The sequence below is a fragment of the Acinetobacter sp. IK40 genome (assembly GCF_035615075.1).
GTDB lineage: Bacteria > Pseudomonadota > Gammaproteobacteria > Pseudomonadales > Moraxellaceae > Acinetobacter > Acinetobacter courvalinii.
In genome coordinates, this window is sequence record NZ_JANBOE010000007.1 from 78,256 (window position 1) to 102,908 (window position 24,653).

At 44.6% G+C, this 24,653-nt stretch carries 20 protein-coding genes; 12 read left to right on the forward strand and 8 right to left on the reverse strand.

The annotated features are described in order from the left end of the window. Positions 1-21: 21 nt before the first annotated feature. The gene (gene adeR / locus MSG93_RS13280; protein WP_324622147.1) at positions 22-750 is read right to left on the reverse strand and encodes an efflux system response regulator transcription factor AdeR; all 729 of its coding nucleotides are present in this window, start codon (positions 748-750) and stop codon (positions 22-24) included. A 146-nt stretch (positions 751-896) separates the two neighbouring features. On the opposite strand from adeR, the gene MSG93_RS13285 reads away from it, so the two are divergent. The 3 genes from MSG93_RS13285 (at position 897) to adeC (ending at position 6,635) form a co-directional block, all read left to right on the forward strand. Beyond that, the gene (locus MSG93_RS13285; RefSeq protein ID WP_324622148.1) at positions 897-2,042 is read left to right on the forward strand and encodes an AdeA/AdeI family multidrug efflux RND transporter periplasmic adaptor subunit; all 1,146 of its coding nucleotides are present in this window, start codon (positions 897-899) and stop codon (positions 2,040-2,042) included. Further along, positions 2,042-5,152, forward strand: coding sequence for an efflux RND transporter permease subunit (locus MSG93_RS13290; RefSeq protein ID WP_324622149.1), 3,111 nt, complete (start codon positions 2,042-2,044; stop codon positions 5,150-5,152). Before MSG93_RS13285 ends, MSG93_RS13290 begins: the two co-directional genes overlap by 1 nt. A 79-nt stretch (positions 5,153-5,231) precedes the next feature. Beyond that, complete coding sequence (gene adeC, locus MSG93_RS13295; protein WP_324622150.1) at positions 5,232-6,635, forward strand: AdeC/AdeK/OprM family multidrug efflux complex outer membrane factor; 1,404 nt, start codon at positions 5,232-5,234, stop codon at positions 6,633-6,635. A 71-nt stretch (positions 6,636-6,706) separates the two neighbouring features. Here the strand turns inward: adeC and MSG93_RS13300 are convergent, their stop codons facing one another. Continuing rightward, positions 6,707-7,729 (reverse strand): AraC family transcriptional regulator, encoded by a 1,023-nt coding sequence (locus MSG93_RS13300; protein WP_262755620.1) that lies wholly within the window; start codon positions 7,727-7,729, stop codon positions 6,707-6,709. Between the two features lie 165 nt (positions 7,730-7,894). Between MSG93_RS13300 and MSG93_RS13305 the strand changes: the two genes are divergently transcribed. The 5 genes from MSG93_RS13305 (at position 7,895) to MSG93_RS13325 (ending at position 12,847) form a co-directional block, all read left to right on the forward strand. Further along, positions 7,895-8,935, forward strand: coding sequence for an NAD-dependent epimerase/dehydratase family protein (locus MSG93_RS13305; protein WP_324622151.1), 1,041 nt, complete (start codon positions 7,895-7,897; stop codon positions 8,933-8,935). 23 nt (positions 8,936-8,958) lie between these two features. After that, entirely contained in the window at positions 8,959-9,906 is a 948-nt protein-coding gene (locus MSG93_RS13310) for a metal-dependent hydrolase (RefSeq protein ID WP_324622152.1), read from the forward strand. Between the two features lie 7 nt (positions 9,907-9,913). Then, a complete protein-coding gene (locus MSG93_RS13315; RefSeq protein WP_324622153.1) occupies positions 9,914-10,810 on the forward strand; it encodes an alpha/beta hydrolase in 897 nt (298 codons plus the stop codon). A gap of 57 nt (positions 10,811-10,867) precedes the next feature. Further along, complete coding sequence (locus MSG93_RS13320) at positions 10,868-12,373, forward strand: NAD(P)/FAD-dependent oxidoreductase (protein WP_324622154.1); 1,506 nt, start codon at positions 10,868-10,870, stop codon at positions 12,371-12,373. A gap of 78 nt (positions 12,374-12,451) precedes the next feature. Further along, complete coding sequence (locus MSG93_RS13325; protein WP_009509680.1) at positions 12,452-12,847, forward strand: acyl-CoA thioesterase; 396 nt, start codon at positions 12,452-12,454, stop codon at positions 12,845-12,847. Positions 12,848-12,892: 45 nt separating this feature from the next. On the opposite strand, the gene MSG93_RS13330 is transcribed toward MSG93_RS13325, so the two are convergent. The 5 genes from MSG93_RS13330 to MSG93_RS13350 all read right to left on the reverse strand — a co-directional run bounded on the left by MSG93_RS13330 (position 12,893) and on the right by MSG93_RS13350 (position 18,338). Further along, positions 12,893-13,834 carry a Dyp-type peroxidase gene (locus tag MSG93_RS13330; RefSeq protein WP_324622155.1) on the reverse strand — a complete coding sequence of 314 codons (942 nt, stop codon included), beginning with the start codon at positions 13,832-13,834 and terminating at the stop codon, positions 12,893-12,895. A gap of 53 nt (positions 13,835-13,887) precedes the next feature. Continuing rightward, positions 13,888-14,676: a formate dehydrogenase accessory sulfurtransferase FdhD gene (gene fdhD / locus MSG93_RS13335; protein WP_324622156.1), complete on the reverse strand. Its 789-nt coding sequence runs from the start codon at positions 14,674-14,676 to the stop codon at positions 13,888-13,890. A 25-nt stretch (positions 14,677-14,701) separates the two neighbouring features. Next, entirely contained in the window at positions 14,702-17,110 is a 2,409-nt protein-coding gene (locus MSG93_RS13340) for an FdhF/YdeP family oxidoreductase (protein WP_324622157.1), read from the reverse strand. A gap of 192 nt (positions 17,111-17,302) precedes the next feature. Continuing rightward, positions 17,303-17,476, reverse strand: coding sequence for a hypothetical protein (locus tag MSG93_RS13345; protein ID WP_324622158.1), 174 nt, complete (start codon positions 17,474-17,476; stop codon positions 17,303-17,305). A 43-nt stretch (positions 17,477-17,519) separates the two neighbouring features. Then, positions 17,520-18,338, reverse strand: a complete 819-nt coding sequence (locus tag MSG93_RS13350) for a hypothetical protein (protein ID WP_324622159.1) — start codon at positions 18,336-18,338, stop codon at positions 17,520-17,522. Positions 18,339-18,697: 359 nt separating this feature from the next. On the opposite strand from MSG93_RS13350, the gene MSG93_RS13355 reads away from it, so the two are divergent. From MSG93_RS13355 to MSG93_RS13365, 3 genes are all read left to right on the forward strand, one after another. Further along, the gene (locus tag MSG93_RS13355; RefSeq protein ID WP_324622160.1) at positions 18,698-20,143 is read left to right on the forward strand and encodes a cytochrome ubiquinol oxidase subunit I; all 1,446 of its coding nucleotides are present in this window, start codon (positions 18,698-18,700) and stop codon (positions 20,141-20,143) included. Continuing rightward, complete coding sequence (gene cydB, locus MSG93_RS13360; protein WP_005286769.1) at positions 20,136-21,140, forward strand: cytochrome d ubiquinol oxidase subunit II; 1,005 nt, start codon at positions 20,136-20,138, stop codon at positions 21,138-21,140. Before MSG93_RS13355 ends, cydB begins: the two co-directional genes overlap by 8 nt. A gap of 198 nt (positions 21,141-21,338) precedes the next feature. Beyond that, positions 21,339-22,769: a PLP-dependent aminotransferase family protein gene (locus tag MSG93_RS13365; RefSeq protein ID WP_324622161.1), complete on the forward strand. Its 1,431-nt coding sequence runs from the start codon at positions 21,339-21,341 to the stop codon at positions 22,767-22,769. Here the strand turns inward: MSG93_RS13365 and MSG93_RS13370 are convergent. Further along, a complete protein-coding gene (locus MSG93_RS13370; protein ID WP_324622162.1) occupies positions 22,730-23,812 on the reverse strand; it encodes an AraC family transcriptional regulator in 1,083 nt (360 codons plus the stop codon). The two genes, MSG93_RS13365 and MSG93_RS13370, sit on opposite strands and share 40 nt — an antisense overlap. Positions 23,813-23,930: 118 nt before the next feature. Here MSG93_RS13370 and MSG93_RS13375 point away from each other — a divergent pair, with 118 nt between their 5' ends. Further along, positions 23,931-24,647 (forward strand): enoyl-CoA hydratase/isomerase family protein, encoded by a 717-nt coding sequence (locus tag MSG93_RS13375; protein ID WP_324622163.1) that lies wholly within the window; start codon positions 23,931-23,933, stop codon positions 24,645-24,647. The last annotated feature ends 6 nt before the right edge of the window (positions 24,648-24,653 follow it).

Here is a 24,653-nt window from a genome sequence, read left to right on the forward strand (position 1 = left end):
CCGTACACAATCAAAATATGCTCACTGCGCAGGGTGGTCCAGTCTATAGCCGACTCCGCGCACATTGATCAGCATATTTTGCAAACCTTGTTCTTCCAGTTTCTTCCTTAATTTACTGACATGACTGTCCACCGTCCGTTCCAGCGCATCGCTGTCAGGCAAGCAATGATTCATCAGTTCCCCGCGGGTAAAGACTTTATAGGGCTGATCGATCATCAGCAGCAAGATCTTATACTCGGTCAAGGTGAGATTGAGCATGATTTTTTTATCCTGCTGACGGATATAGACGCTGTGTAAATCCGAGTGAATCTCAATATTCTTATAAAGCAGATTTCTATTTTGTGCCTGCTGATTTTGTTGAGCCCTTCTCAGCACGGCTTGCACACGTGCCACCACCTCATTCGGATTGAACGGTTTGACCACAAAATCATCTGCACCAATGCGCAGGGCCATGACTTTATCAATATCCTGATCCAATGCGGTCAGCATAATGACGGGCGTTTGGGCTTTCTGGCGGATTTTGCTCAGCACTTCCCAGCCATTGAGCTCAGGTAATTTAATATCCAGCAAGATCAGGTCAATCGGCTGCGATGCATGGATTTCAATGGCTTGCTTGCCATTCATGGCGCGGAGTACGTGCATACCTTCGCGTTTTAAGTAATGCTCAATAATATCGCCAATATCATACTCATCTTCTACGACGAGAATCTGCTTATCACGGCAATCAAAAGAAAATGAGGCTTCAAACATGAATCAGTCATCGGATAATTTCAATCTCTTTCAATGATACGCCGATTTATCTCCGGATCTCCACACTTTTTCCACACTTCACCGATGGTCGTTACACACAGCGCGAAAATAATAGCAGCATCAAAAACTCCCAAGGTTTGGACAGCATGCAAAAGCAGCTCTTACTTCCATTATTTTTATCCATCGGACTTGTACTGCAAGGTTGTGGTTCCGAGCAGGCAAAACCCGCTGAAACACCGCCTGCCAAAGTCAGCATTTTAAATATCCAACCGCAATCGGTGAGCTTTAGCGAGAACCTGCCGGCACGTGTCCAGGCGTTCCGGACGGCAGAAATCCGTCCTCAGGTGGGCGGCATTATTGAAAAAGTCTTGTTCCGACAAGGCAGTGAAGTCAAAGCAGGACAAGCACTTTATAAAATTAATGCCGAAACCTTTCAGGCCGATGTAAACAACAACAAAGCCTCGCTGAACAAGGCCGAAGCTGAGGTCACACGTTTAAAAGTGCAGCTGGAACGCTATGAACAGTTATTGCCAAGCAACGCGATCAGTAAGCAGGAAGTCAGTAACGCCCAAGCTGAATACCGTCAGGCCTTGGCTGATGTCGCCCAGATGAAAGCGCTCCTCACCCGTCAGAATCTGAACCTACAATATGCCACAGTGCGTGCCCCGATTTCGGGACGTATTGGTCAATCTTTTGTGACCGAAGGTGCATTGGTCAGCCAAGGTGATGCCAATACCATGGCAACCGTACAGCAGATTGACAAGGTGTATGTCGATGTAAAACAGTCGATTGGTGAATACGAACGTTTGCAGGCCGCGCTACAAAGTGGCGAGTTGTCTGCCAATAATGAAAAAACTGTACGTATCTCCAATAGCCACGGACAAGCATATAACGTCACGGCGAAAATGCTATTTGAAGACATCAATGTGGATCCTGAAACCGGAGATGTGACCATCCGGATCGAGGTTCAGAATCCTGAAAGAAAATTGCTACCCGGCATGTATGTCCGTGTCAATATTGACCGTGCTTCTATCCCGCAAGCATTATTAATCCCGGCACAAGCGTTACAACGCAATATCAATGGTGAACCGCAAGTCTATGTACTTAATAACAAAGGTGCAGCAGAGATACGCCCAATTGAACTGGGACAACCCTATGACCAGTTTTATATCGCCAATAAAGGTTTAAAAGCCGGTGATAAAGTAATTGTAGAAGGTATTGACCGTATCCAGCCGAATCAAAAACTTGAGATTAGCAACTGGACAGTCCCAGCAGCACAGGGAGCTCAATGATGATGTCACAATTCTTCATTCGCCGTCCTGTATTTGCATGGGTGATTGCGATTTTTATTATATTGTTTGGGCTCCTGAGTATTCCGAAACTCCCGATTGCCCGCTTTCCAAGCGTGGCGCCGCCTCAGGTCAATATTAGTGCCACTTATCCGGGTGCAACACCCAAGACCATCAATGACAGTGTGGTCACCCTGATTGAGCGGGAATTATCCGGCGTAAAGAACCTGCTGTATTACAGCTCAACCACAGATACCTCGGGTACCGCAGAGATTTCGGCGACCTTTAAACCCGGTACAGATGTTGAAATGGCACAGGTGGATGTTCAGAACAAGATCAAGGCCGTTGAAGCACGTCTTCCCCAAGTGGTTCGCCAACAGGGTTTACAGGTCGAAGCCTCTTCATCAGGCTTCCTGATGCTGGTCGGAATCAACTCACCCAAAGGACAATATTCAGAAGTTGACCTGAGTGATTATCTGGTCCGTAACGTGGTGGAAGAACTGAAACGCGTTGAAGGCGTGGGTAAGGTTCAATCCTTCGGTGCTGAAAAAGCCATGCGTATTTGGGTTGACCCAAACAAACTGGTGTCTTATGGTCTGTCCATCAGTGATGTCAACAATGCGATTCGCGAGAACAATGTCGAGATTGCCCCTGGCCGACTCGGTGATCTCCCTGCGTTAAAAGGCCAATTGATTACCGTGCCCTTGTCTGCTGAAGGCCAGCTCGGTGACGTTGAACAATTTAAGAATATCAGTCTTAAAAGTAAAACCAGCGGCAGTGTCATCAGACTGTCGGATGTTGCCAAGGTAGAGATGGGATCGCAGGCCTATAACTTTGCAATTTTAGAAAATGGTCAACCCGCAACAGCGGCTGCAATCCAGCTCAGTCCGGGTGCCAATGCAGTGAAAACAGCCGAAGGGGTCAGAGCCAAGATTGAAGAATTAAAACTCAACCTGCCTGAAGGCATGCAGTTCAGTATTCCTTATGACACGGCGCCTTTTGTTAAAATTTCAATCGAAAAAGTGATTCATACCTTACTGGAAGCCATGGTACTGGTTTTCATCGTGATGTATCTGTTCTTGCACAATGTGCGTTATACCCTGATTCCGGCAATTGTTGCCCCCATTGCCCTGCTGGGTACCTTTGCAGTCATGCTCATGGCTGGCTTCTCGATTAACGTACTGACCATGTTTGGTATGGTGTTGGCCATTGGTATTATTGTCGATGATGCAATTGTGGTAGTGGAAAACGTCGAACGGATCATGGCAACTGAAGGGCTTCCACCCAAAGAAGCCACATCCAAGGCCATGAAGGAAATCACCAGTCCGATTATCGGGATTACCCTGGTCTTGGCTGCAGTATTCTTGCCCATGGCCTTTGCCAGTGGTTCGGTCGGCATCATCTATCAACAATTTACCCTGACCATGTCCGTATCGATTCTGTTCTCGGCATTATTGGCATTGATCCTGACCCCTGCGCTCTGTGCCACCATCCTGAAACCGATTGATGGGCATCATCAAAAGAAAGGTTTCTTTGCCTGGTTTGACCGTAGCTTCGATAAAGTCACCAAGAAGTATGAATTGATCCTGCTGAAAGTGATCAAGCATAGTCTTCCAATGATGGCGATCTTTGTGGTCATTACCGGTCTTACCTTTGCAGGCATGAAGTACTGGCCAACTGCCTTTATGCCAGAAGAAGATCAGGGCTGGTTTCTGACCACCTTCCAGTTACCTTCCGATGCCACAGCTGAAAGAACCCGAGCTGTAGTCAACGAATTTGAAAACAGTTTGAAAGACAACCCGAACGTGGAAAGCAATACCACCATTATGGGTTGGGGCTTTAGTGGCGCAGGCCAAAACGTGGGAATGGCGTTTACCACACTCAAAGATTTTAAAGAGCGGACTTCAAGTGCCAGCGAAATGACCAACGGCGTCAATGAAACCATGGCACACAGTAAAGAAGGTGCAACCATGGCGGTGCTTCCACCGGCTATTGATGAGTTGGGGACTTTTGCCGGTTTCAGCTTACGCTTACAAGACCGTGCCAACTTGGGTATGCCTGCACTTTTAGCTGCACAAGACCAGCTCATGGAAATGGCGGCAAAAAATAAAAAGTTCTATATGGTCTGGAATGAAGGCTTACCACAGGGCGACAATATTTCTTTAAAAATTGACCGTGCAAAATTGAATGTTCTCGGTGTGAAGTTCTCCGATGTTTCCGACATCATTTCAACGTCAATGGGATCAATGTATATCAATGACTTCCCCAATCAGGGACGTATGCAACAAGTGATTGTACAGGTTGAAGCCAAATCACGGATGCAATTAAAAGATATTTTAAACCTGAAAGTGATGGGCTCAAATGGACAGTTGGTATCTCTCTCTGAAGTGGTCACACCACAATGGAATAAAGCACCACAGCAATATAACCGCTATAACGGTCGTCCATCGTTGAGTATTGCCGGTATTCCGAACTTTGATACCTCATCGGGCGATGCCATGCGTGAAATGGAAAACCTGATTGCCAAATTACCGAAAGGCATTGGCTATGAATGGACCGGTATATCCTTACAGGAAAAGCAATCTGAATCTCAGATGGCATTCTTGCTGGCCCTCTCCATGCTGGTGGTATTTCTGGTACTTGCAGCACTTTATGAAAGTTGGGCCATTCCGCTTTCAGTGATGCTGGTGGTGCCTTTGGGTATCTTTGGTGCCGTGATTGCGATCATGTCCCGCGGACTGATGAACGATGTGTTCTTTAAAATTGGCCTGATTACCATTATTGGTTTATCCGCCAAGAACGCCATTTTGATCGTCGAATTTGCCAAGATGCTGAAAGAAGAAGGCTTGAGTTTAATTGAGGCCACAGTTGCCGCAGCCAAACTGCGTTTACGTCCGATTTTGATGACATCACTGGCCTTTACCTGTGGGGTGATTCCCTTGGTGATCGCTTCAGGGGCAAGTTCAGAAACCCAACATGCCTTAGGTACAGGTGTATTTGGCGGCATGATTTCCGCGACGATTCTGGCGATCTTCTTTGTACCCGTGTTCTTCATTTTTATTCTGGGCGCAGTTGAAAAGCTATTTTCTCCGAAACAGAAAAATCCATCTTAAATAACATTTAGCAGAGGGAATCAACGGATTGCCTCTGACTCCTCCTCTGTATTTATCCTCATCTTATTTGGAGAAGACCATGTCTAAAGCGACTGTCTTATCTCGTGGCTTACTAGTGTCTACGCTTTCGATTGCCCTAACGGCATGTATGAATCTGCAGGCACCCCAACCTGTAATTCAATCCGATATTCCACAAAATTTTTCTCAAACCACAACTGGAAATTCAATTGCCAATCAGGGTTATCAACAATTTTTTTCTGATTCACGTTTGTTACAAGTGATTGAAATCAGTTTAAATCATAACCGTGATTTACGTACTGCAACACTTAATATTCAGCGTGCGCAACAGCAATATCAGATCAGTAAAAATGAGCAGCTGTCTACCATTGGAGCAAATGGTAGTGCGGTACGACAGGTGAATCCATCTGTAAATCCAAACAATCCCTATTCAACTTTTCAAGTCGGACTAGGGATGACGGCTTATGAGCTGGATTTTTGGGGCCGTGTACAAAGTTTAAAAGATGCAGCACTGAATCATTACCTTGCCACCCAGAGTGCCAGAGATGCGACTCAGATTAGTCTGGTGAGTCAAGTCAGCCAAGCTTGGTTGAATTATGCCTTTGCCCAGGCCAATTTAAATCTTGCAGAGCAGACCTTAAAAGCCCAGCTTGATTCCTTTAACCTCAACAAAAAACGTTTTGATGTCGGAATTGATAGTGAAGTTCCGTTACGACAGGCACAGATATCGGTTGAAACAGCTCGTAATGATGTCGCGACGTATAAGACGCAGGTTGCACAGGCACAAAACTTACTGAACCTATTGGCTGGTCAAACGCTTCCTCAAAATCTTCTGCCCTATCAAGCCGTAAAAACCATTAGTGCTGAAAGTCGCTTTGCAACAGGCTTAAGCAGTGACTTACTGAATAACCGTCCGGACCTAAAAGCTGCTGAATATCAACTCCGTGCTGCTGGAGCAAATATCAGTGCAGCCAAAGCACGTATGTTCCCGACCATTAGCCTGACAGGTTCAGCCGGATATGCATCGACAGATCTCAAAGATTTATTTAAATCAGGAGGTTTCTCTTGGTCAGTTGGACCAAGTATTGATCTTCCAATCTTTGACTGGGGAACGCGTAAAGCCAATATTAAAATTTTAGAAACTGAGCAAAAAATTGCTGTTTCCGACTATGAAAAAGCCATTCAATCCGCTTTTCGTGAAGTGAATGATGCTCTTGCCGCCCGTGCTCATATTGATGAGCGTTTGAGTGCACAACGCCGTTTGGTTGCTGCAACTGAGACCACCTATAAATTATCCACGGCTCGCTTTAGAGCAGGCATTGACAGTTATCTGACCGTGCTGGATGCGCAACGTTCTGCTTATGCCGCCCAACAAGGCTTACTGATGCTGGAACAAACCAAGTTGAATAACCAGATCGAGCTCTATAAAGCCTTAGGCGGCGGATTGTCTCAACCAGCAGCGTAGATTTCCACTTTTTTGCACTCGATCTTTAGTTAAGGTATCTCACTTTTTTGTCTGAAATGAACAACCTGATGTTAACTAGAGATCGATTCTCGTAAATTGCGATATTGCTTTGGGGTCTGATTTGTCCAACGCTTAAATGCACGGGTGAAATGGGTAACATCAGAGTAGCCTAACTTCTCTGAAATAAAGGAAATACTATATTCATGATGATTCAGTAATTTTTTAGCATATCGCTCTCGGACTTGATCCATGAGCATCTGAAAAGTGGTTCCCTCTTTTGCCAATTGACGCTGTAACGTTCGCTCAGTCAGATGCAGCTTATCTGCAACCTCTTTCATTTTGAAAAAACCTTCCACCTCATCAAAAAGCAATTCACGCACCAAAGCCGTGAGTGGATGTTTCTCACCTCGTTTAGCCACCAACTTATTCAAATCATGTTTACATTGTTCTCGTGCCAAACGTGCAGCTAAAGGATCCGCCATAATCAGCGGCAGTGCCAAGTAACTTTCAGGGAAAATCAGTCGGTTATGGTCTTGATTAAAACTGATCTCACAAGGCAATAACTCTTGAACTTGCGCTAAAAATACAGGTTCAACATAATTCAGTTCGGCCTTAATCTTTAATTTAGTTCCAGTGATGGCATTCGACATCTGCGCAAAACCCACCATCAAAAAGGTCATGCCGACAATCCCCATCTTAAAATTTGTCATCGGCTGGTCTAAATAAAGTGAAGCCAGCCCATTTTCAACTTCAAGACGCGGTTTTAATGCAGGACAACGCAGACCAATAAACTGCTCCATGACATTCAGTGCTTCACCAAGATTTTGTGAAACCATGGCGGCCAGACCAACTGAGCCATGGCATGACACGGTCATTTGTAATCCGAGATAAACGCCCAACGCAGGTTCATGGGTGAGTTCAACCGCTCGATTCAATAAATTATTGAAAATATCGAAATCTAAATACCAAAACGGTTCTGAAAGTTGCTCGACGCCAACGCCACTTCCTTCCAGTAATTGCTCTGCAGAAATATTTAATTTTTGTACTACATCCGCCATCAGACTGACGTAGGTTCCAGGTAAAGATGGATTCACAAGCGTTATCTCATCAATGTTTTATACAGAATGTCGTAAAATGGTCAAAACTGTCATTTCAAGAACTATGACACATATCGGTGATTCGGCATAGTACCAACAACAAAATTGTCGCATTTTTATCCAGCTCGATTCTGGATACTAATTGAAGGAAGTTGGTGAAATATGAAAGCTCTGGTTACCGGTGGTGCTGGTTTTATTGGTTCGCATATTGTACGAACACTGCTCAATCAAAATTATGAAGTTCGCGTATTACATCTGCCTCAGGAAAAACTAAGCAATCTTGAGGGGCTGGATGTTGAACTGATTGCAGGCGATATTACCGACCCAATCAAAATGGATAAAGCTGTTGAAGGCTGTGATTTAGTCTTTCATACCGCTGCGATCTACGCCTTATGGCTGCCAAAACCAGAGTTGATGCGCAAGGTCAATGTGGAAGGCACGCGTATTGTGCTCAATGCCGCGAAAAAAGCCGGGATTAAACGGGTGGTTTATACCAGTACAGGTGCATGTTTTGCAGGCCAACCCAAAGGCATTCAGGCCACAGAACAAAGCCCTTTTGCTTTAGGTGCAACAGGTGATGCTTATGTATTGACCAAATTTGAAGCACACCAAATCGTCTTACAGTTTGCAGCAGGCGGTCTAGATGTGGTGATCGTTTGTCCAACAGGGCCAATTGGTCCCCAAGATATCGCGCCAACGCCAACAGGAAAATTACTGTTAACGATTGCCCAGATGCCAGCGCTCGCTGTGCCAGCTGCGATCAACAATATGATTGATGTCAGAGATGTTGCCAAAGGCCATGTGCTGGCTGCAGAAAAAGGCCTAGCAGGTGAAACCTATATTCTGGGAAATAGAGATCTGGATGGTGTTGCCATGGCGAAAACTGTTCATCATTTATTGGGCATTTGGCGACCGGTGATCACCATTCCCCACCTGATTGAAGGTGTTTCCTCCCAACTAGCAGGACATGCCGCGTTATGGGTGACCCAGCATATTACCCATAAAGCACCGTTGGTCACCCCATCAGCAGCAAAAATCGGGCAATTAGGCACCTCTTTTAATTGCGCCAAAGCGGTACAGGAATTGGGTTTACCACAAACTCCTGTCGAGATTGCTGTCCGAGATGCACTGCAATGGTTTGCTGCCAATGGTTATATCCAGTCCCGCAGCTTAATCAAAAAAATTGAAGCGATTTCAATCTGAGCCAAACAGACAGGAGTCGAACGATGAATAAGTTTATTGATCATCAGATTATTGCCCGTAAAGTACATTTTGATTTTTCCCAAACACCTCGCCATTGGGTTCCCGATGATGTATTGGCCACTCATGTACTCAACAGCATGCATGTGTTATTGCCTGCTGTTGAGCACTGGTTCTGTCGTCTTGCCAATAAAACCTTGCCCTATGTCAACGACAAAAATCTGAAAGCCGATATCCGTGGATTTATTGCTCAGGAAGCAGCCCATGCCAATGCACACAAGGGCGCTGAAATTTATTTCCAGACCCATGGTATCGACCCGACACCTTTTAAACATTTTTTAGAGTGGATGTTTAAAGATGGTTTTATGGGCGATACCCCCTTTGGAATTTATGGACCTTTTAAACGCTATTCGAAACAGTGGCTTGCCTTTCGTATGGGCATCATTGCCGGTTTGGAACATTATTTTTGCTTCTTCGGCACTTGGGTGCTAGATGCCGAAGGTCTCGAACATGCCGACCCTGCGATGCTGGATATTGTACGTTGGCATGGTGCCGAAGAAGTTGAACATCGTACTGTTGGTTATGATGCTTATCGTGCACTGGCTGGTGATCATCTCAAAGGCTATTTAGGTCGTCAGCTCAGTATGAGCTTCGCCTTTATTGCAATGGTCGGGTTCTGGTTAGGTGCATCTGTCTATCTGTGTAAGTTGGACAATACCCCTGAAGCAAAACGAATTTCCCGCAAGAATCCATTGGCGTTGATCTGGGCGTTTCAGCAAACCGCAAAGCAGAAAAAAAGCCTCCCCGATCTAGTGATGATTCTGACCGCACTGAAAGGCTGGAGTAAATTTAACTATCATCCGGAACATGATGGTGATGTGAAAAAGGCGCTGGCTTATATCGCTAATTCCCCTGCTGCCCAACAAGTTGCCGAAGCCTATGCTCAAGCGCTTGCAGCCAAAATGAATCGCTGAGGCCGTTATGAAAAGTGATCAACTCATTCTGCAACGTGACGGATTAAGCTTGCAGGCCAATCTGTATGGTCACCCTGATCATCCTCTAGTGGTGTTGCTACATGGCTTTCCAGATACACCGCATTGCTGGGACAAGCTTTACCCGATCCTGGTCGATGCAGGCTATCAAGTTCTCATCCCTTGGTTACGGGGTTATACACTCGATTCAGTAAGCAGCAATGCTCACTATGGCTTGGCCTCTGCAACTGCTGACTTAAAAGCTTGGTTAGAAATACTTGGTGCTCAAAAATTTCATCTGGTGGGACATGACTGGGGAGCAGCCATCGCCATGTGCTATGCCAATCAATATACGGCCTCGCTGTATAGTATGAGCTTGCTGGCCGTTCCTCCGATTCCTGCCATGCAGAATATTTTGACCAATTTAAAATATTTTCCAAAGCAACTCTATTTATCTTCTTATATGTTGCTGATGCAATCGCATTTTGCCACAACCTTGCTATCGCAAAATCAGGCTGAGTTTGTTGCAAAAATCTGGAGAAAATGGTCACCCACATGGCAATTTACACAAGCAGATTTTGCAGCCACGCGTGAGGCTTTTAGCCAGCCGCAAATCGCATGGGCAGCCACGCGCTACTACCGTAGCTTATTTGCAGTTCATCATCCTATCAACTTAAAGGCCAACCGAGATTTACTCTGCCCAATCCAGCTTCCCACATTGGCTTTGGCTGGATTAGATGATGGCTGCATGAGTATTCCATTACATCGAGCTTTGGCCCAATCCAGACATTTTCCTCAAGGCTTACGCAGTATTCATTTACCCAATTGTGGGCATTTCTTACAGGCAGAGCAACCGCAGCGTGTTGCTGAGTTACTGCTTGAGCATTTTCAACAGACCGCCGTCTAAATACTAATTTGAACCTTTTTGTTTAGGTATATATCTATTTCATACCAGGATTTTCCAATGAATAAAGCAGTTAAACCATCCAAACCCACCCAACTGGTTGATGTATTGATTATTGGTGCAGGACCCTCTGGACTGAGTACCTGTATAAAGTTAAAGGAGCAAGGCATTCACAATGTCGTGATTCTGGATATGGCCAACCGTATTGGGGGTACATGGGCACTGAATGATTACCCAAGCCTGTTTTGTGATGTTCCAAGTGAAATGTATTCGCTGGGCTTTGCACCCAATCCTAATTGGTCACGCACATATGCCCCTCAGGCTGAAATTCGCCAATATTTAGAAGATGTGGCACATCAGTTTAATATTGTTTCCCAGATTCAGTTGAGCACTGAAGTGACCGAAGCCCGATGGGACAAAGGATTGAATCGCTGGATAATCAGCACAGCGGATGGTAAAAGCTACAGTGCGAAATTTTTTGTTCCGGCAACGGGCTTCATTGGTGAAGCCAAAATGCCCAGCTTTCCAGGACAAGAGCAATTCAAAGGCACCATGTTTCATTCCGGCAAATGGAACCACGAATACGATTTAACAGGTAAACGTGTTGCCGTGATCGGTAGCGGTGCATCAGCAATTCAATTCTTACCCGCAATTCAGCCAAAAGTTGGGCATTTATACAGTTTTCAACGTACCCCATCTTGGGTACTACCTAAACCTGATTTTGCTGTACCAAATATTGTGAAAACGGTTTTCAAAAAAGCACCATTGTTAGAGAAAATCATTCGTGAAGGCGCTTTGTGGAGTTTAGAGCCCTCACTTCCTGTATTTATGAACATCAAGATCATGGAAAAGCTGCAAGCTCTGGGTAAACTCAATATCAATCTGAATATCAAAGACCCTGAAATGCGTCAAGCAGTTACTCCTACACATACCTTGGGATGCAAACGCCCGATGTTTTCCAATAACTGGTATGCTGCGCTGGTGAAACCCAATGTATCTGTGCTGTTCCAAGGCCTTTCACATATCACTGAGCGAGGTGTTGTCGGTGAAGATGGCAAAGAAATTCAGGTAGATGCGATTATTTTTGGTACAGGTTATGCGGTCGCTGAGCCTGCGATTTATAAAATAATTAAAGGGGTTGAAGGTCGCAGCCTGAGTGATACATGGCAACGTCAACCACGCGCCTACATGGGGATGTCGATTTATGGTTTTCCGAATATGTTTATGATGCTCGGTCCTAATTCGCAAAATACAGTCGGCTCAGTGATGTGGACGGCAGAACAACAATCCGTCTATATTTCCAAAGCCATTAAACTCATGCAACAACGGCGTATCGATTACATTGAAGTGAAAGAATCCGTGCAAAAACAATTTAATGCCCGCATCGATAAACGTCTGGCGAAAATGCCCGTCAGAGCTGATATCTGTAAGAGTTATTATTTAGATGACGCCGGTCGTAATCATATCATCTGGCCTGAATTTGGTTTTGTGATTAAACACAAACTGCACCATGTGAATCTGAAGGACTACCGTATCGAAAGTAAAGTGATTAAAGTAGTCGCCTAAGTCTGTTATCAGGGCTGACGTATGCAAGCGTCAGCCTTTATAGTAGATGGGTTTAAATGAGAAAATAATTACTTCACTATGTTCACACTTTCGATTACCCCAAGATTCTATGAAACCGATGCTTTCGGGCATATCAACAATACCGTGATCACTGGCTGGTTTGAAACCGCACGCGAACCTGTTTTCCGTCTGTTTAACCCGGGTATGGAAATTAAAAATCTGCCTTTGATTCTGGCGCGTGTTGAAGTCGATTTTGTTGCCCAGATCTATTACGGTGCTGACATCGAAATCAAAACATGGATCGAGCATATCGGTAACTCTTCATTCGTAGTTGCCCATGAAGCTTGGCAAAATGATCATTGCGTTGCCCGTGGCAAGGCTGTTCAGGTGTATTTTGATTTCAGCACACAAAAATCAGGGCGTATTCCTGATCAATTCCGTGAACAGTTACAACAATATCTGATAAGCCCATAAAACATTTACCGCTGAAATAAGCTGATTTATTTCAGCGGATTCAACTTATTCGCCTAAATCTTCGAGAAAATCAAAGGTCGGGACAAAGAACAAGCTGCCTGAAACAGGTGTACTGAAATCCAGTAAGCGGTCGACATGTCCGGTTTCTTTACCCAAGAACATATTTTCAAGCATGGTTTTGGTGATATTAAAAGAGCGTGAATAGCCTATAAAGAAAGTGCCATATTCCCCTTCAGTTGGATTGGAAAATGGCATATTGGCTCTTAAAATTTTAAGTTCGTTGCCGTCCGCATCATGGGCCTTACTCGCGACATTATGTGCACTTTGCGGTTTGACATCATCACCAAGTTCAACATCGTCATATTTCTTTCGACCAATCACTTTTTCCTGTTCTTCGGTGCTTAGACCCTTCCACATTTCCATGTTATGTAGGTACTTTTGAATAAACACATAACTGCCACCTAGGAACTCGGTATCTTCTGAACCGACATAAGCAATCTCTTTGGCAATTTCATGCTCAGGATTTTCAGTCCCATCTACAAAACCAATAATCGCGCGACCATCAAAGTATCTAAAACCTTTGGTCTCGCTAATTGGATAGGTATCCTCTTTGAGTTGCTCATGCAAAATTGAGGCAAGTTCATAGCAAATCGCCATCTGGTTGGCACGGATATGAAAGAATAAATCGCCTGTTGTCGCTACCGCGGTATGTCTTGGCCCTTTGATCTCTTGAAATGGTGCCAGCTCTTTCGGTTTATTTAAATCAGGGAACAGCAAATCCCAGGCATTTGAACCAATTCCCACCGAAGCACTGAAATTACTATTCGGAAAACGATTGGTCAGACTGCGGACCAATGCGGAAAAATTAGCAAGGAAATCAATTACACCGGAATGATCTGGATTGGTATTGATGCCAAGTACGATAAATAAAGCATTTTCACCTGAAAGATTATTAATTACAGGCTGAGGTCTTAAAGGTATATTCATAATATCGGGGAATAAAAAAACTTAATGTTGATATCCTACACATTTTTTTAGATTTATTCTGTATATAACACAAAGCTCTCACCCCGACAAAAACTAGCCAAGCTAAGGTTTAATTGCTTGGCCATTTCAATCGCCATACTGGTTGGCGCAGAAATGGTCGCCAATAAGGCAATATTGTATTGTGCGCATTTGCGAATCAGCTCATAACTGGCGCGACTGGTCATCACCACAAAGCCCTCGGCAACATTCAGTTTTTGCTCAGCCAAATGACCAAGTAGTTTATCCAAGGCATTATGCCTGCCGACATCTTCAAAGAGTGCCACGATTTGCCCTTGGACCACCCATGCCGCAGCATGCGCGCCACCAGTGAGTTCAGTAATTTTTTGTCGGGCTTTCAGTTGAGCAATGGCATTTGGAATTTGCTTGAGCCACAAGGACGAAACCTTGCTGCTCACCAATGGCAGATCAGCATAAAATTGCTTTAAGCTTTCAATCCCGCACAAACCGCAGCCAGTCCGACCCACCATCATTCGGCGATGTTGCTTAAGCGCCATAAATGCACGAGAAGAAATCGTCATATCGACCTCAACCCCTAATGCATTGTGACGAATTTCAAGCGAATACAACTCGTTTAGACTGTGCAATATTCCTTCCGAGAGACTAAAACCCTTGGCAAATACCTCAAGGTCTGACGGCGTTGCCATCATCACGGCATGCGAGATGCCATTATAAATCAGCGCTACAGGATACTCCTGAACAATATAATCCATTTCATTTTCAGAATGATCCTGATGGAAACGATGCACTGGCACCGTTTCATAGCCGCGTGTTTTGGTATCCACAATTGACCTCTTAACTTCAGTGCAACTAGACGCCACCGACGCGCTCATTGGCGTGTTCAGGATCGACTGCAACCGCCAAGTTAAAATGCTCAGGCGCCTGACCTGCATGCAGGATTACAGGGATACTTTTTGATGCTGGAATTTTGGCATATTTATCATGACTGCCTAAGGCCACCAATGGATTGGTCTCTGGATAATAGGCGGCCAGACTGCCTTGTGGAATGTTATAAGGTACGATGCGGAAACTATGCACGACTCGTTTAACCCCATCCGAGAAGACACTTTCGATATCAACCCATTGATCAGCTACAAAGCCTGCTGCATCAATATCCGCCTGATTCATAAACAGTACACGGCGTTGCCCGAATACACCGCGATAACGGTCATCCAGGCCATATAAGGTAGTATTGTACTGGTCATGCGAACGTGTGGTCATCAAGGTATAGACCTGCTGCTCGCTATAGGCAGCAGCATACTGATTTTCTTTATCTTCATACACTTCGGACAATGGTGTAATCAAGAACTGTGCTTTGCCACTTGGGGTATTCCAGACATGCTGATTGGCTGGATGCTCTAAATGGAAACCACTCGGTTGATAAACCCGCTGGTTAAAATCATGGAATTCGTCAAATACCTCGGCAATCGAATCACGAATACGGTCATAACTTTCAATATACCAGCGCCATTTCACCTTACTGTCGGGTAACGCGGCTTCCGCCATACGCGCCACAATATCGGGTTCAGACAAGATATTTTCAGAGATCGGTGGATTACGCCCTGCCGAAAGATGCACGTTCGACATTGAATCTTCTACCGAAATCGCTTGAGGGCCATGCACCTGCATATCCACTTCAGTACGCCCCAGACATGGCAACATCAGGGCATCCTGACCACACACCAGATGGCTACGGTTCAGCTTGGTGGTAATGTTGACGGTTAAATTACAACGGCGTAAAGCTTCTTGGGTATAAGGTGTATCTGGTGTTGCGACCGCAAAGTTACCGCCCAGACCAATAAAGACTTTGACATCACCTTCATACATTGCCTTGATGGTATCGACCACGCCAAAACCATGTTTACGCGGCGATTTGATACCAAATACACGATCAATACTATCGAGTAGCTTATCACTTGGGTTTTCATTGATGCCCATGGTGCGGTCGCCTTGCACATTACTATGCCCACGCACTGGACACAGCCCCGAACCTGGTCGTCCGATATGTCCGCGTGCCAGCATCAGATTCGCCAGCATATGAATATTGGCAGTGCCGTGACGATGCTGGGTAATCCCCATGCCCCAACAGAAAATAGCCGTTTTTGCATCCAGATACATCTGGGCAATGGATTGTAAATGTTCAGGTGAAAGTCCTGTGTGCTTGTGAATTTCTGACCATCCAGTCCGGTCAATTTCCGCCAGCATCTCATCGAAACCGATGGTATTCATTTCAATGAAACTGCGGTCAAAAACGCTATGCTTCCCTTTGGCAAGGGCTTGTTTATCCCATTCCAGTAAATGCTTCATCACCCCGAACATCAGCGCGTAATCACCGCCAATTTTGGGCTGGAAGTAATAGCGACTGATCGGGGTACTGCCATTGGTCATCATTTCCAGAGGAGTTTGCGGATCTTGAAAGCGCTCCAAACCACGTTCTTTAATCGGATTAATCGCAACGATGTTACCTCCGCGTCTTGACACCTCTCTCAGGGTGGCAAGCATCCGCGGATGATTGGTGCCGGGGTTATGCCCAAAACTAAAGATGGCATCTGCCTGATCAAAGTCATCCAGAATAACCGTCCCTTTACCTAAGCCAATGGCATCTTTCAAGCCCACACTGGTGGTTTCATGACACATATTGGAACAGTCTGGAAAGTTATTGGTACCAAAGCTTCTGACGAACAGCTGATATAAAAAAGCCGCTTCATTACTGGCTCGTCCCGAGGTATAGAATGCCGCCTGGTCAGGATGGTCTAAAGCTTGTAAATGTTTGGCAATCAGCTGAAAGGCATCATCCCAAGAAATCGGTACATATTTATCCGTGACAGGATCATAGCGCATCGGGTCGGTTAAACGCCCTAAGTCTTCCAGATAGAAATCACTCTGTTCGGCTAACCAGCTGACCGTATGCTGAGCAAAAAACTCTGGTGTCACCGTTTTACTGGTGGCTTCAAAGGCAACGGCTTTGGCACCGTTCTCACAAAAGTTAAAGGCATGGGCATCTTTTTTCTCAGGCCATGCACAACCGGGACAATCAAAACCGGTCGGCTGATTGATATTGAGTAAAGTGATCGAACCTTTTTTGAGGATATCTTGGCGTTTAAGATTACGTGCCACACTCAACAATGCTCCCCATCCACCTGCGGGCTGGGTATATGGCTCAATTCTCGCATAGCCATTATTTTCTTGTTTATGAACCGTTTGTTCTGAATTATCCATTGCATCGCCCTCAGCTGAGCTATTTTCATTTCTTAATGAACTAGGATTATCATGAATCCAGTGATTTTTCTATTCCTGATTTGTCCCATTCTCTTAACATGAAACTTAAAATTTGAAACCATTGAATGTATAAATCAAAAAAAAGCTGACGAACAAATCCTTGCCAGTCAGCCACATAAACAGCTACATCAACTATTGACCAGTCTGGTTGGGATGCTGTGTCTGGGTCGAATTTTGCTTTTGTTGCGAAGGCATGTAATCAGGTTGATTGCTCACCGCCAAAAAGAAAAACACCAGAAATAAACAGCCGAGCAAAATACTGATACCCACTGCTAAATAGGGAAATTTGGATTGCTGTTGCGACATGAGGTCTGCTCCTATTCAAAGATTAAGAAATGTTTAACCTTGTTTATATCGTGGACAAAACTTTAAAACTGGCACCATTTTGAATCCGGGTCTGCATATATTCAGCATAGACCGACAACTTCTCGAAAATGTGTTCGGAATAAAACATATCTTCAATCAGATGCGCAGCCTGCTGTTCGGTAAACTGGCCAATATTTGCCACCAATCCGGCATTCAGACTGGAAAATAAGGTACAAATTCCTTTATGGAATTCATCTTTATTTTTAAACAACAGTTGGCGCATATTGATCATCTCATGATTCACTTGAGGTACATCCTGACCGCTATCAATCACCGTAATTCTGACCTGTAGATAATCTTGCAATATTTTGAGCTGATGCATATCGATCGGCAGATGAGTCACCAGAAAAATATGGGAAATATCTGTTCTGCACAGGGCTTTCACCAAACTCCGAAAAAGAAAATCCTGCTCATTTTTCGGATCATGTACCAGCTCAATATAGAGTCTCAGACTATCAAGCACTTCTTCGATCTTGAGATGAATGCTTTTCTCTGCCTGATAATACGGATTCAAAATGGATAACACTGATGTTGTAATCGGCGTGATATAGATCACCGGCTGATTTAAATTGGCAATAATAAATGGCGCAAACACATAAGCCAGATACCCTTCATTTTCTGCAATCGGGGCTTGGGCAATGTAGGTGACTTTTTCTTTAGAAAAATCTCTAAGCACCTTGCCTCTTAACAACGTTGCTTCAAGATTGACATATTCAAGTTGTAACTGTTCTTGTACTGATCGCGATGGTGCCTTGCCCTGAAAAAGCTGGGTCAATGCATTAAGCTCTGGGGTTATAAACATAATTAAACGCCATTCAGTCCGAAGTATTGTCATTTAAACGACTTACAATGCTTGATCATTATTTAACACACTGTATCGTTGTGTATGCTATTTTGAATGAGCATCTTGATACTGAATAGCTACAGAATTTTGCTAAAAAAATATAACAGATTACTTAGCTCAAGCTTATCTGTTATAAAAAAACAAGAAGAAATTGTACCTACTCATATACAGCAGAACACGGGATGATGGATAAAACTTAAAAGGCTTTTAAATCCTACCAGAACAGTCACAAGGTTCTATGTATTTTCAGTCGTTTAAGTCCGTTCTTTCACATTTTCCTAGCGACTGCTTTACTCGTCTGTTATAGGAGAGGATATATGGATCTCGGTTTTACTGCCTTAGAATTAGCCCGAATACAGTTCGCCTTTACTGTTTCATTTCACATTATCTTTCCTGCCACCTCGATTGGTCTGGCCTGTTTTCTGGCCATGCTGGAGTGGAAATGGCTTCGCACCCAAAATCCGATTTATAAGGATCTGTTCAAGTTCTGGATCAAGATCTTTGCAGTTGCCTTCGGTATGGGCGTGGTTTCCGGTGTGGTGATGAGCTATCAGTTCGGAACCAACTGGAGTGAATTTTCCCGAATCGCAGGGAGCGTAACCGGCCCCTTACTGACCTATGAAGTACTGAGTGCTTTCTTCCTCGAAGCGGGCTTCCTCGGCATCATGCTGTTCGGTTGGGGACGGGTCAGTCCCAAGGCACACTTTTTTGCCACCTTGATGGTTGCCATCGGCACCTGTATTTCCATGTTCTGGATCCTGTCCTCCAATAGCTGGATGCAAACCCCGCAAGGATTTAGCATTGAAAACGGGATCGTGATTCCTACCGACTGGTGGGCGATTGTTTTCAATCCATCCTTCCCTTATCGCTTGGCGCATATGGCGGCGGCGGCATTTTTAGTCTCGTCACTTCTCGTGGTGGGTACTGCTGCATGGCATTTAATTAAAGGCCGTCGCGATGAACTGGTCAAAAAATCATTTTCAATGGGCCTATGGATGGTTCTGGTCACGTCATGTCTGCAAGTGGTGATTGGTGACAATCATGGTTTAAATACCTTAAAGCATCAGCCCGCCAAACTGGCAGCCATTGAAGGACACTGGGAAACCAACCATAACGAATCCATGCCGCTCTTGCTTTTCGCCATTCCGGACATGGACAAAGAGGAAAATCTGTATGAAATCGGAATTCCGCATCTCGGCAGCCTGATCCTGACCCACTCGCTGGATGGAAAAGTCACAGGTTTAAAAGACTTTGCAGCTGAAGATCGTCCCAATGCCACCATTGTGTTCTGGAGTTTCCGCGTCATGGTCGGTCTGGGCATGCTGATGGTACTGCTTTCACTGGTTGCTTTATGGCTGCGTAAAACAGGCAAACTGTATGGCACTTCATGGTTTCACAAATTTGCTTTCGTCATGGGACCGGCAGGTTATATCGCCCTGCTTGCAGGCTGGGTCACCACTGAAGTCGGACGCCAGCCCTGGGTGATTTATGGAGTGATGCGCACCAAAGATGGTCTGTCGCAGACCGTTACCGCCGATCAGGTCGGCATCAGTCTGATTATCTTTGTCGGGGTCTATACCATCGTTTTTGGTAGCGGTATTTACTATATGCTGAAACTGCTGAAAAAAGGTCCTGAATTTATTGATGCCATTGAACATGAACCCGTAGGTCCGGGACATTTCAAAACACCGATGCGCCCACTGAGTGCTGTTGATGAAAGTATTGACGGGCAAGATCAAAGTAAGGAGAAACGCCATGATTGATTTATCTCTGATCTGGGTCGGTATTATTGGTCTGGGTGTACTAATCTATGTGGTGCTGGACGGTTTTGATCTCGGCATTGGCATCCTGTTCCCCTTTATTAAAAACCGTGAAGAGCGCGATGTGATGATGAATACCGTCGCGCCGGTCTGGGATGGCAATGAAACCTGGATGGTACTTGGTGGTGCAGGCTTATTTGCTGCTTTTCCACTGGTCTATTCCACCGTACTTTCTGCCCTGTATATGCCAATTACCTTGATGGTAATTGCATTGATTTTCCGTGGTGTGGCCTTCGAATTCCGCTTTAAGGCCAATCGTACCAAGCATTTATGGGATCTGGCCTTTATCTGGGGCTCGGTCTTGTCCAGCTTCTTTCAGGGCGTGATTCTCGGGGCGTATATTCAGGGAATCCAGACGACCAACGGGATTTTCTCAGGCTCGGGTCTGGACTGGCTAACCCCTTTCGCACTGTTTACCGGACTGGGTGTGGTGGCCATGTATGCAGCACTGGGTTGTGGCTGGCTAATTATGAAAACAGATCATGAATTACAGGACCAGATGTATCGGTTAATGCCGAAGCTGATCATCTTGTTATTTGTGGTGTTTGCCGGGGTCAGTCTTTATACCCCGCTGACTCACCCTGAAATTGCAGCACGTTGGTTTGCCTTGCCAAATCTGCTGTATTTTAGTCCTGTACCGGTTTTGGTGTTGCTCTTTACTGCCTTGATTTTAAAAGCCTGTCAAAAGCGTCAGGATTTAAAGCCATTTATCTACACCCTGGCACTGGTATTTTTGGCCTTCACCGGTTTTGTCATTAGTTTATGGCCGCATATTATTCCGCCATCGGTTACGATCTGGGAGGCAGCAGCCCCTGCTTCCAGTCAGAAATTTGCGCTGGTCGGTGCGGTAATTCTTATTCCGATTATCATTGCCTATACCATCCTTTCCTACTGGGTGTTTAGAGATAAGGTCCGTGTCGGTGATGCAGGTTATCACTAAGGAGGAAGGTTGCATGAAAATAAAATCTCAGCATTTAAGTTCAACGCAATGGTTTATAATCTTATGGTTACTTGGATTTTTTGCACTCGCCATAATTGCTGGTCTATTTAGACTGCTATTGATGTTTGCTTATTAGAACTAGGAATGGAGCAGCCTTTTTAACAAGGCTGCTCCGTTTATTCGGATCAGCCCTATTTTATGTATAAATCAGAACAGTTAGCGCATAACCTGAAACTTCTCATTGAAAACGGGACATGGAAACCGCATACCAAACTGCCATCTTTACGTGAACAGGTCCAGCGCTCAGGCTTTAGTCTCATTACTGTCATGAATGCCTATCAGGAACTGGAAGCACAAGGCCTGATTTATTCCAAAGAAAAATCGGGATATTTTGTCGCTGAGCACAATCATATCCAGATTCCGCAAGCCTATTCAGTGGTGTCTTTAAATCCGAAGATTGAAATTAACTCGCTGGTTTTTAAATATCTTAAATCGATTCAATCCAAACACGTCAGTCCATTAGGCTCTGCTTTTCCGGACAGCCAGTTGCTCTATCCACCCAAACTGATTCAGATCATGGGGCAACTTTCCCGTAATCGGCAGAGTTATGATCAAACCACCAATCTGCCGCCAGGCAATTTAGCGCTCAGAAAGCTGATCGCGCAACGCTACTGTATGCAAGGCATCCCCACGGATGCAGATGACATTGTGATTACATCTGGCGGCTTAGAAGCCCTGAATCTTTCACTGCAAGCGATTACGCAACCAGGCGATTATATTTTGTTGCAGCAAACCATTTTTTATGGAGCCTGGCAGGCTGCAGAGCGTTTAGGACTCAAGGTGATCACCATTCCTGAGCATCCGCAACATGGCTTTGATATAGAAGCTTTTGAACAGGTCATTAAAAATTATCCGATTAAAGTGTGTTGGTTTATGCTCAATGCACATAACCCGATCGGATTTACGGTCAGCGAGGAAATTAAATATAAGATTGCCAAACTATTGCATGAGCATCAAATCCATTTAATCGAAGATGATGTCTATGAAGAACTGTTTTATGGCAATCAAAAACCTTTGCCGATGAAGTATTTTGACCAGAAAAATCTGGTGCTGCACTGCTCTTCTTTTTCCAAAACCCTAGGTTCAGGTTTCCGGATGGGCTGGGTTTATGCAGGCAAATTTTCCGAGCATATTCAGCATCTACAGTTGATGAGCACCATTTCAGCCAATGCGCTGATTCAGAATGCACTGGTTGAGTTTCTCTCTCATCATCATTATGAAAAGCACCTCAGAACGCTCAGACGGGCTTTGGAAAAGAATAAAAAGCAGTTCTTTCAATATCTCAAACAGCATTTACCCAAAGGCTGTAAGGTCTACAATTATCCGAGTGGCTATTTTCTCTGGATTCAATTGCCCGATAAAGTCAGCAGTATGAAAATCTATGAACAATTGATCCAGCAACAGGTCGGCGTTGCCCCCAGCCCTTTATTTAATGTATTGCCTTCACATCAACATTTTATCCGTATGAATTGTTCTTTTGAATGGACGGAACAGATTCAGCATTCACTGGAACTTTTTATTGTAACGGTTCAGTTGGAGATGTCGGATGAATCGGCCTTGGACAAATAGCTTTTCCGATACTGACTGGGTGTTGCCCCCAACATCTTTTTAAAAGCGCGAATAAAATTAGTGGCTTCTTCATACCCCACCAGAGCTGCAACATCCTGAATAGTATATTGTGGCTGTTGCAGTAACTTCTTGGCTTGATTAAACCGAACATCCGCCAGAATCTGTAAGAACGTCGTTCCTTGTGCCTGTAAATGCCGCTTGATGGTTCGTTCAGACATATTCAAACGCTGTGCAATTAAAGGCAAGCTTGGATAAGCACTGCCGCCCTTGTACAACAATTCGGAGCGAATGCTTTTCTGTAGATCTCGGCTGTTGTGTTTGGATAATTTCAGCTTGTCATTTTCGCAATAGGATAGTGCCTGCTGAAAAGCAACCTGATCTGCATTCGGGTTTTTACATTGCAGATATTGCTTGGGAAAACGTAAACCATTACGCTGCTGATTAAAATGCATCCTGATCTGAGCAAGATCAATCGTTTTATAATTCTGTGCATCGGTCCAGTCAACAAAGACTTCACAGCTTGCAGCAAGCTTTTCGGAAAATAGACCAAGAAAATGAATCGCACCAAAAAGTAGACTCTCGATTAAAAAAGATCTTAATTGATTTGATTGCTGCTGATCGCCAAACTTAACAGGGTGTACATCATTCAAATGCACATAGACAACATCCCCATCAATATTCCATTCAGGAATAAAATTTTGGATCCGTGTACAGAAATACTGCTGGCAAAGACTTAGGGCCGTCTCAACGTCTGGACAACTCAGGAACGCAAAACCTAAGGCTCCATGCGACGTCGGACGTAATTTAAAGCCATATTCAATGCCCAGACGTGGATTGCCCGTCAGTCGTAACGCATTGACCACCAGTTTTGACCATTGATGCGCACTCATTTTGGCATCGGCTTGTTGCATTTCTGCAAGCGCTAATCCTGTACCGGTCAACACTGTTTCAGCATCAACAGCATAATCATGCACAATTTCTAATAACAGGTGTGCATAAGACACCGAGATGGTTTCCTGAAACAATCCAAACGGATCTCGCATGACATATCCATTGTCCTAAAATGATCATCAATATGGCATAGTCTCCCCTATGGCGCGAGTCCTTAATTCGAAATAATAAGTCGAAAATAGATCACGAATATAAAAAGGAGTCACTTAAATGGTCACCATGAGACTTGATCAGCAACAGTCCATTAATGTCTTGACCTTGATCAATGGCGAACAGGACAACGTCTTAAATCAAGACGTGCTGAATGAATATATCGAGGTCTTTGATGAAATTGAACGTCATTCAGATAATGCCTGTCTGGTGATCCAAAGTGACCATCCCAAAACGTTTTGCAATGGTTTGGATCTTGCATGGCTCATGCAGCAATCCATGCAAGATAAAAAAGCCTTTACCTTACAACTGGAAAATATGTTGTTGCGTCTGGCCTTGCTCAACCTGCCTGTCATTACAGAAATTAATGGTAATGCCTATGCTGGTGGCGCAATTCTGGCATCGGCTTGTGATTTTCGGTTTATGCGCGCAGATAAAGGGCGGTTTTGCTTTCCCGAGGTCAAACTGACCATTCCCTTTACTGATTGCATTGCTGAAATTGTGCAACTCCTTCCCAATCAACATGCGATTTGGGAAATGTCGTTAACAGGTCAAGCAATGACTGGACCCGAATGTTTAAATGCACAAGTTGTTCATCAGATTCATCCTGCCGAGACATTAAATGCAGAAGTATTTAAATTTGCCGAAGAGATGTCAAAAAAGCATCGACCAACCTATGCCGTAATGAAACGTCAGTTACGTCATCGTATTGTTGAGATAGCCAAACAACGACAACTCTACAATCCAGAAAAATTTGCACACCCGTTTATGATTTAAATCAGT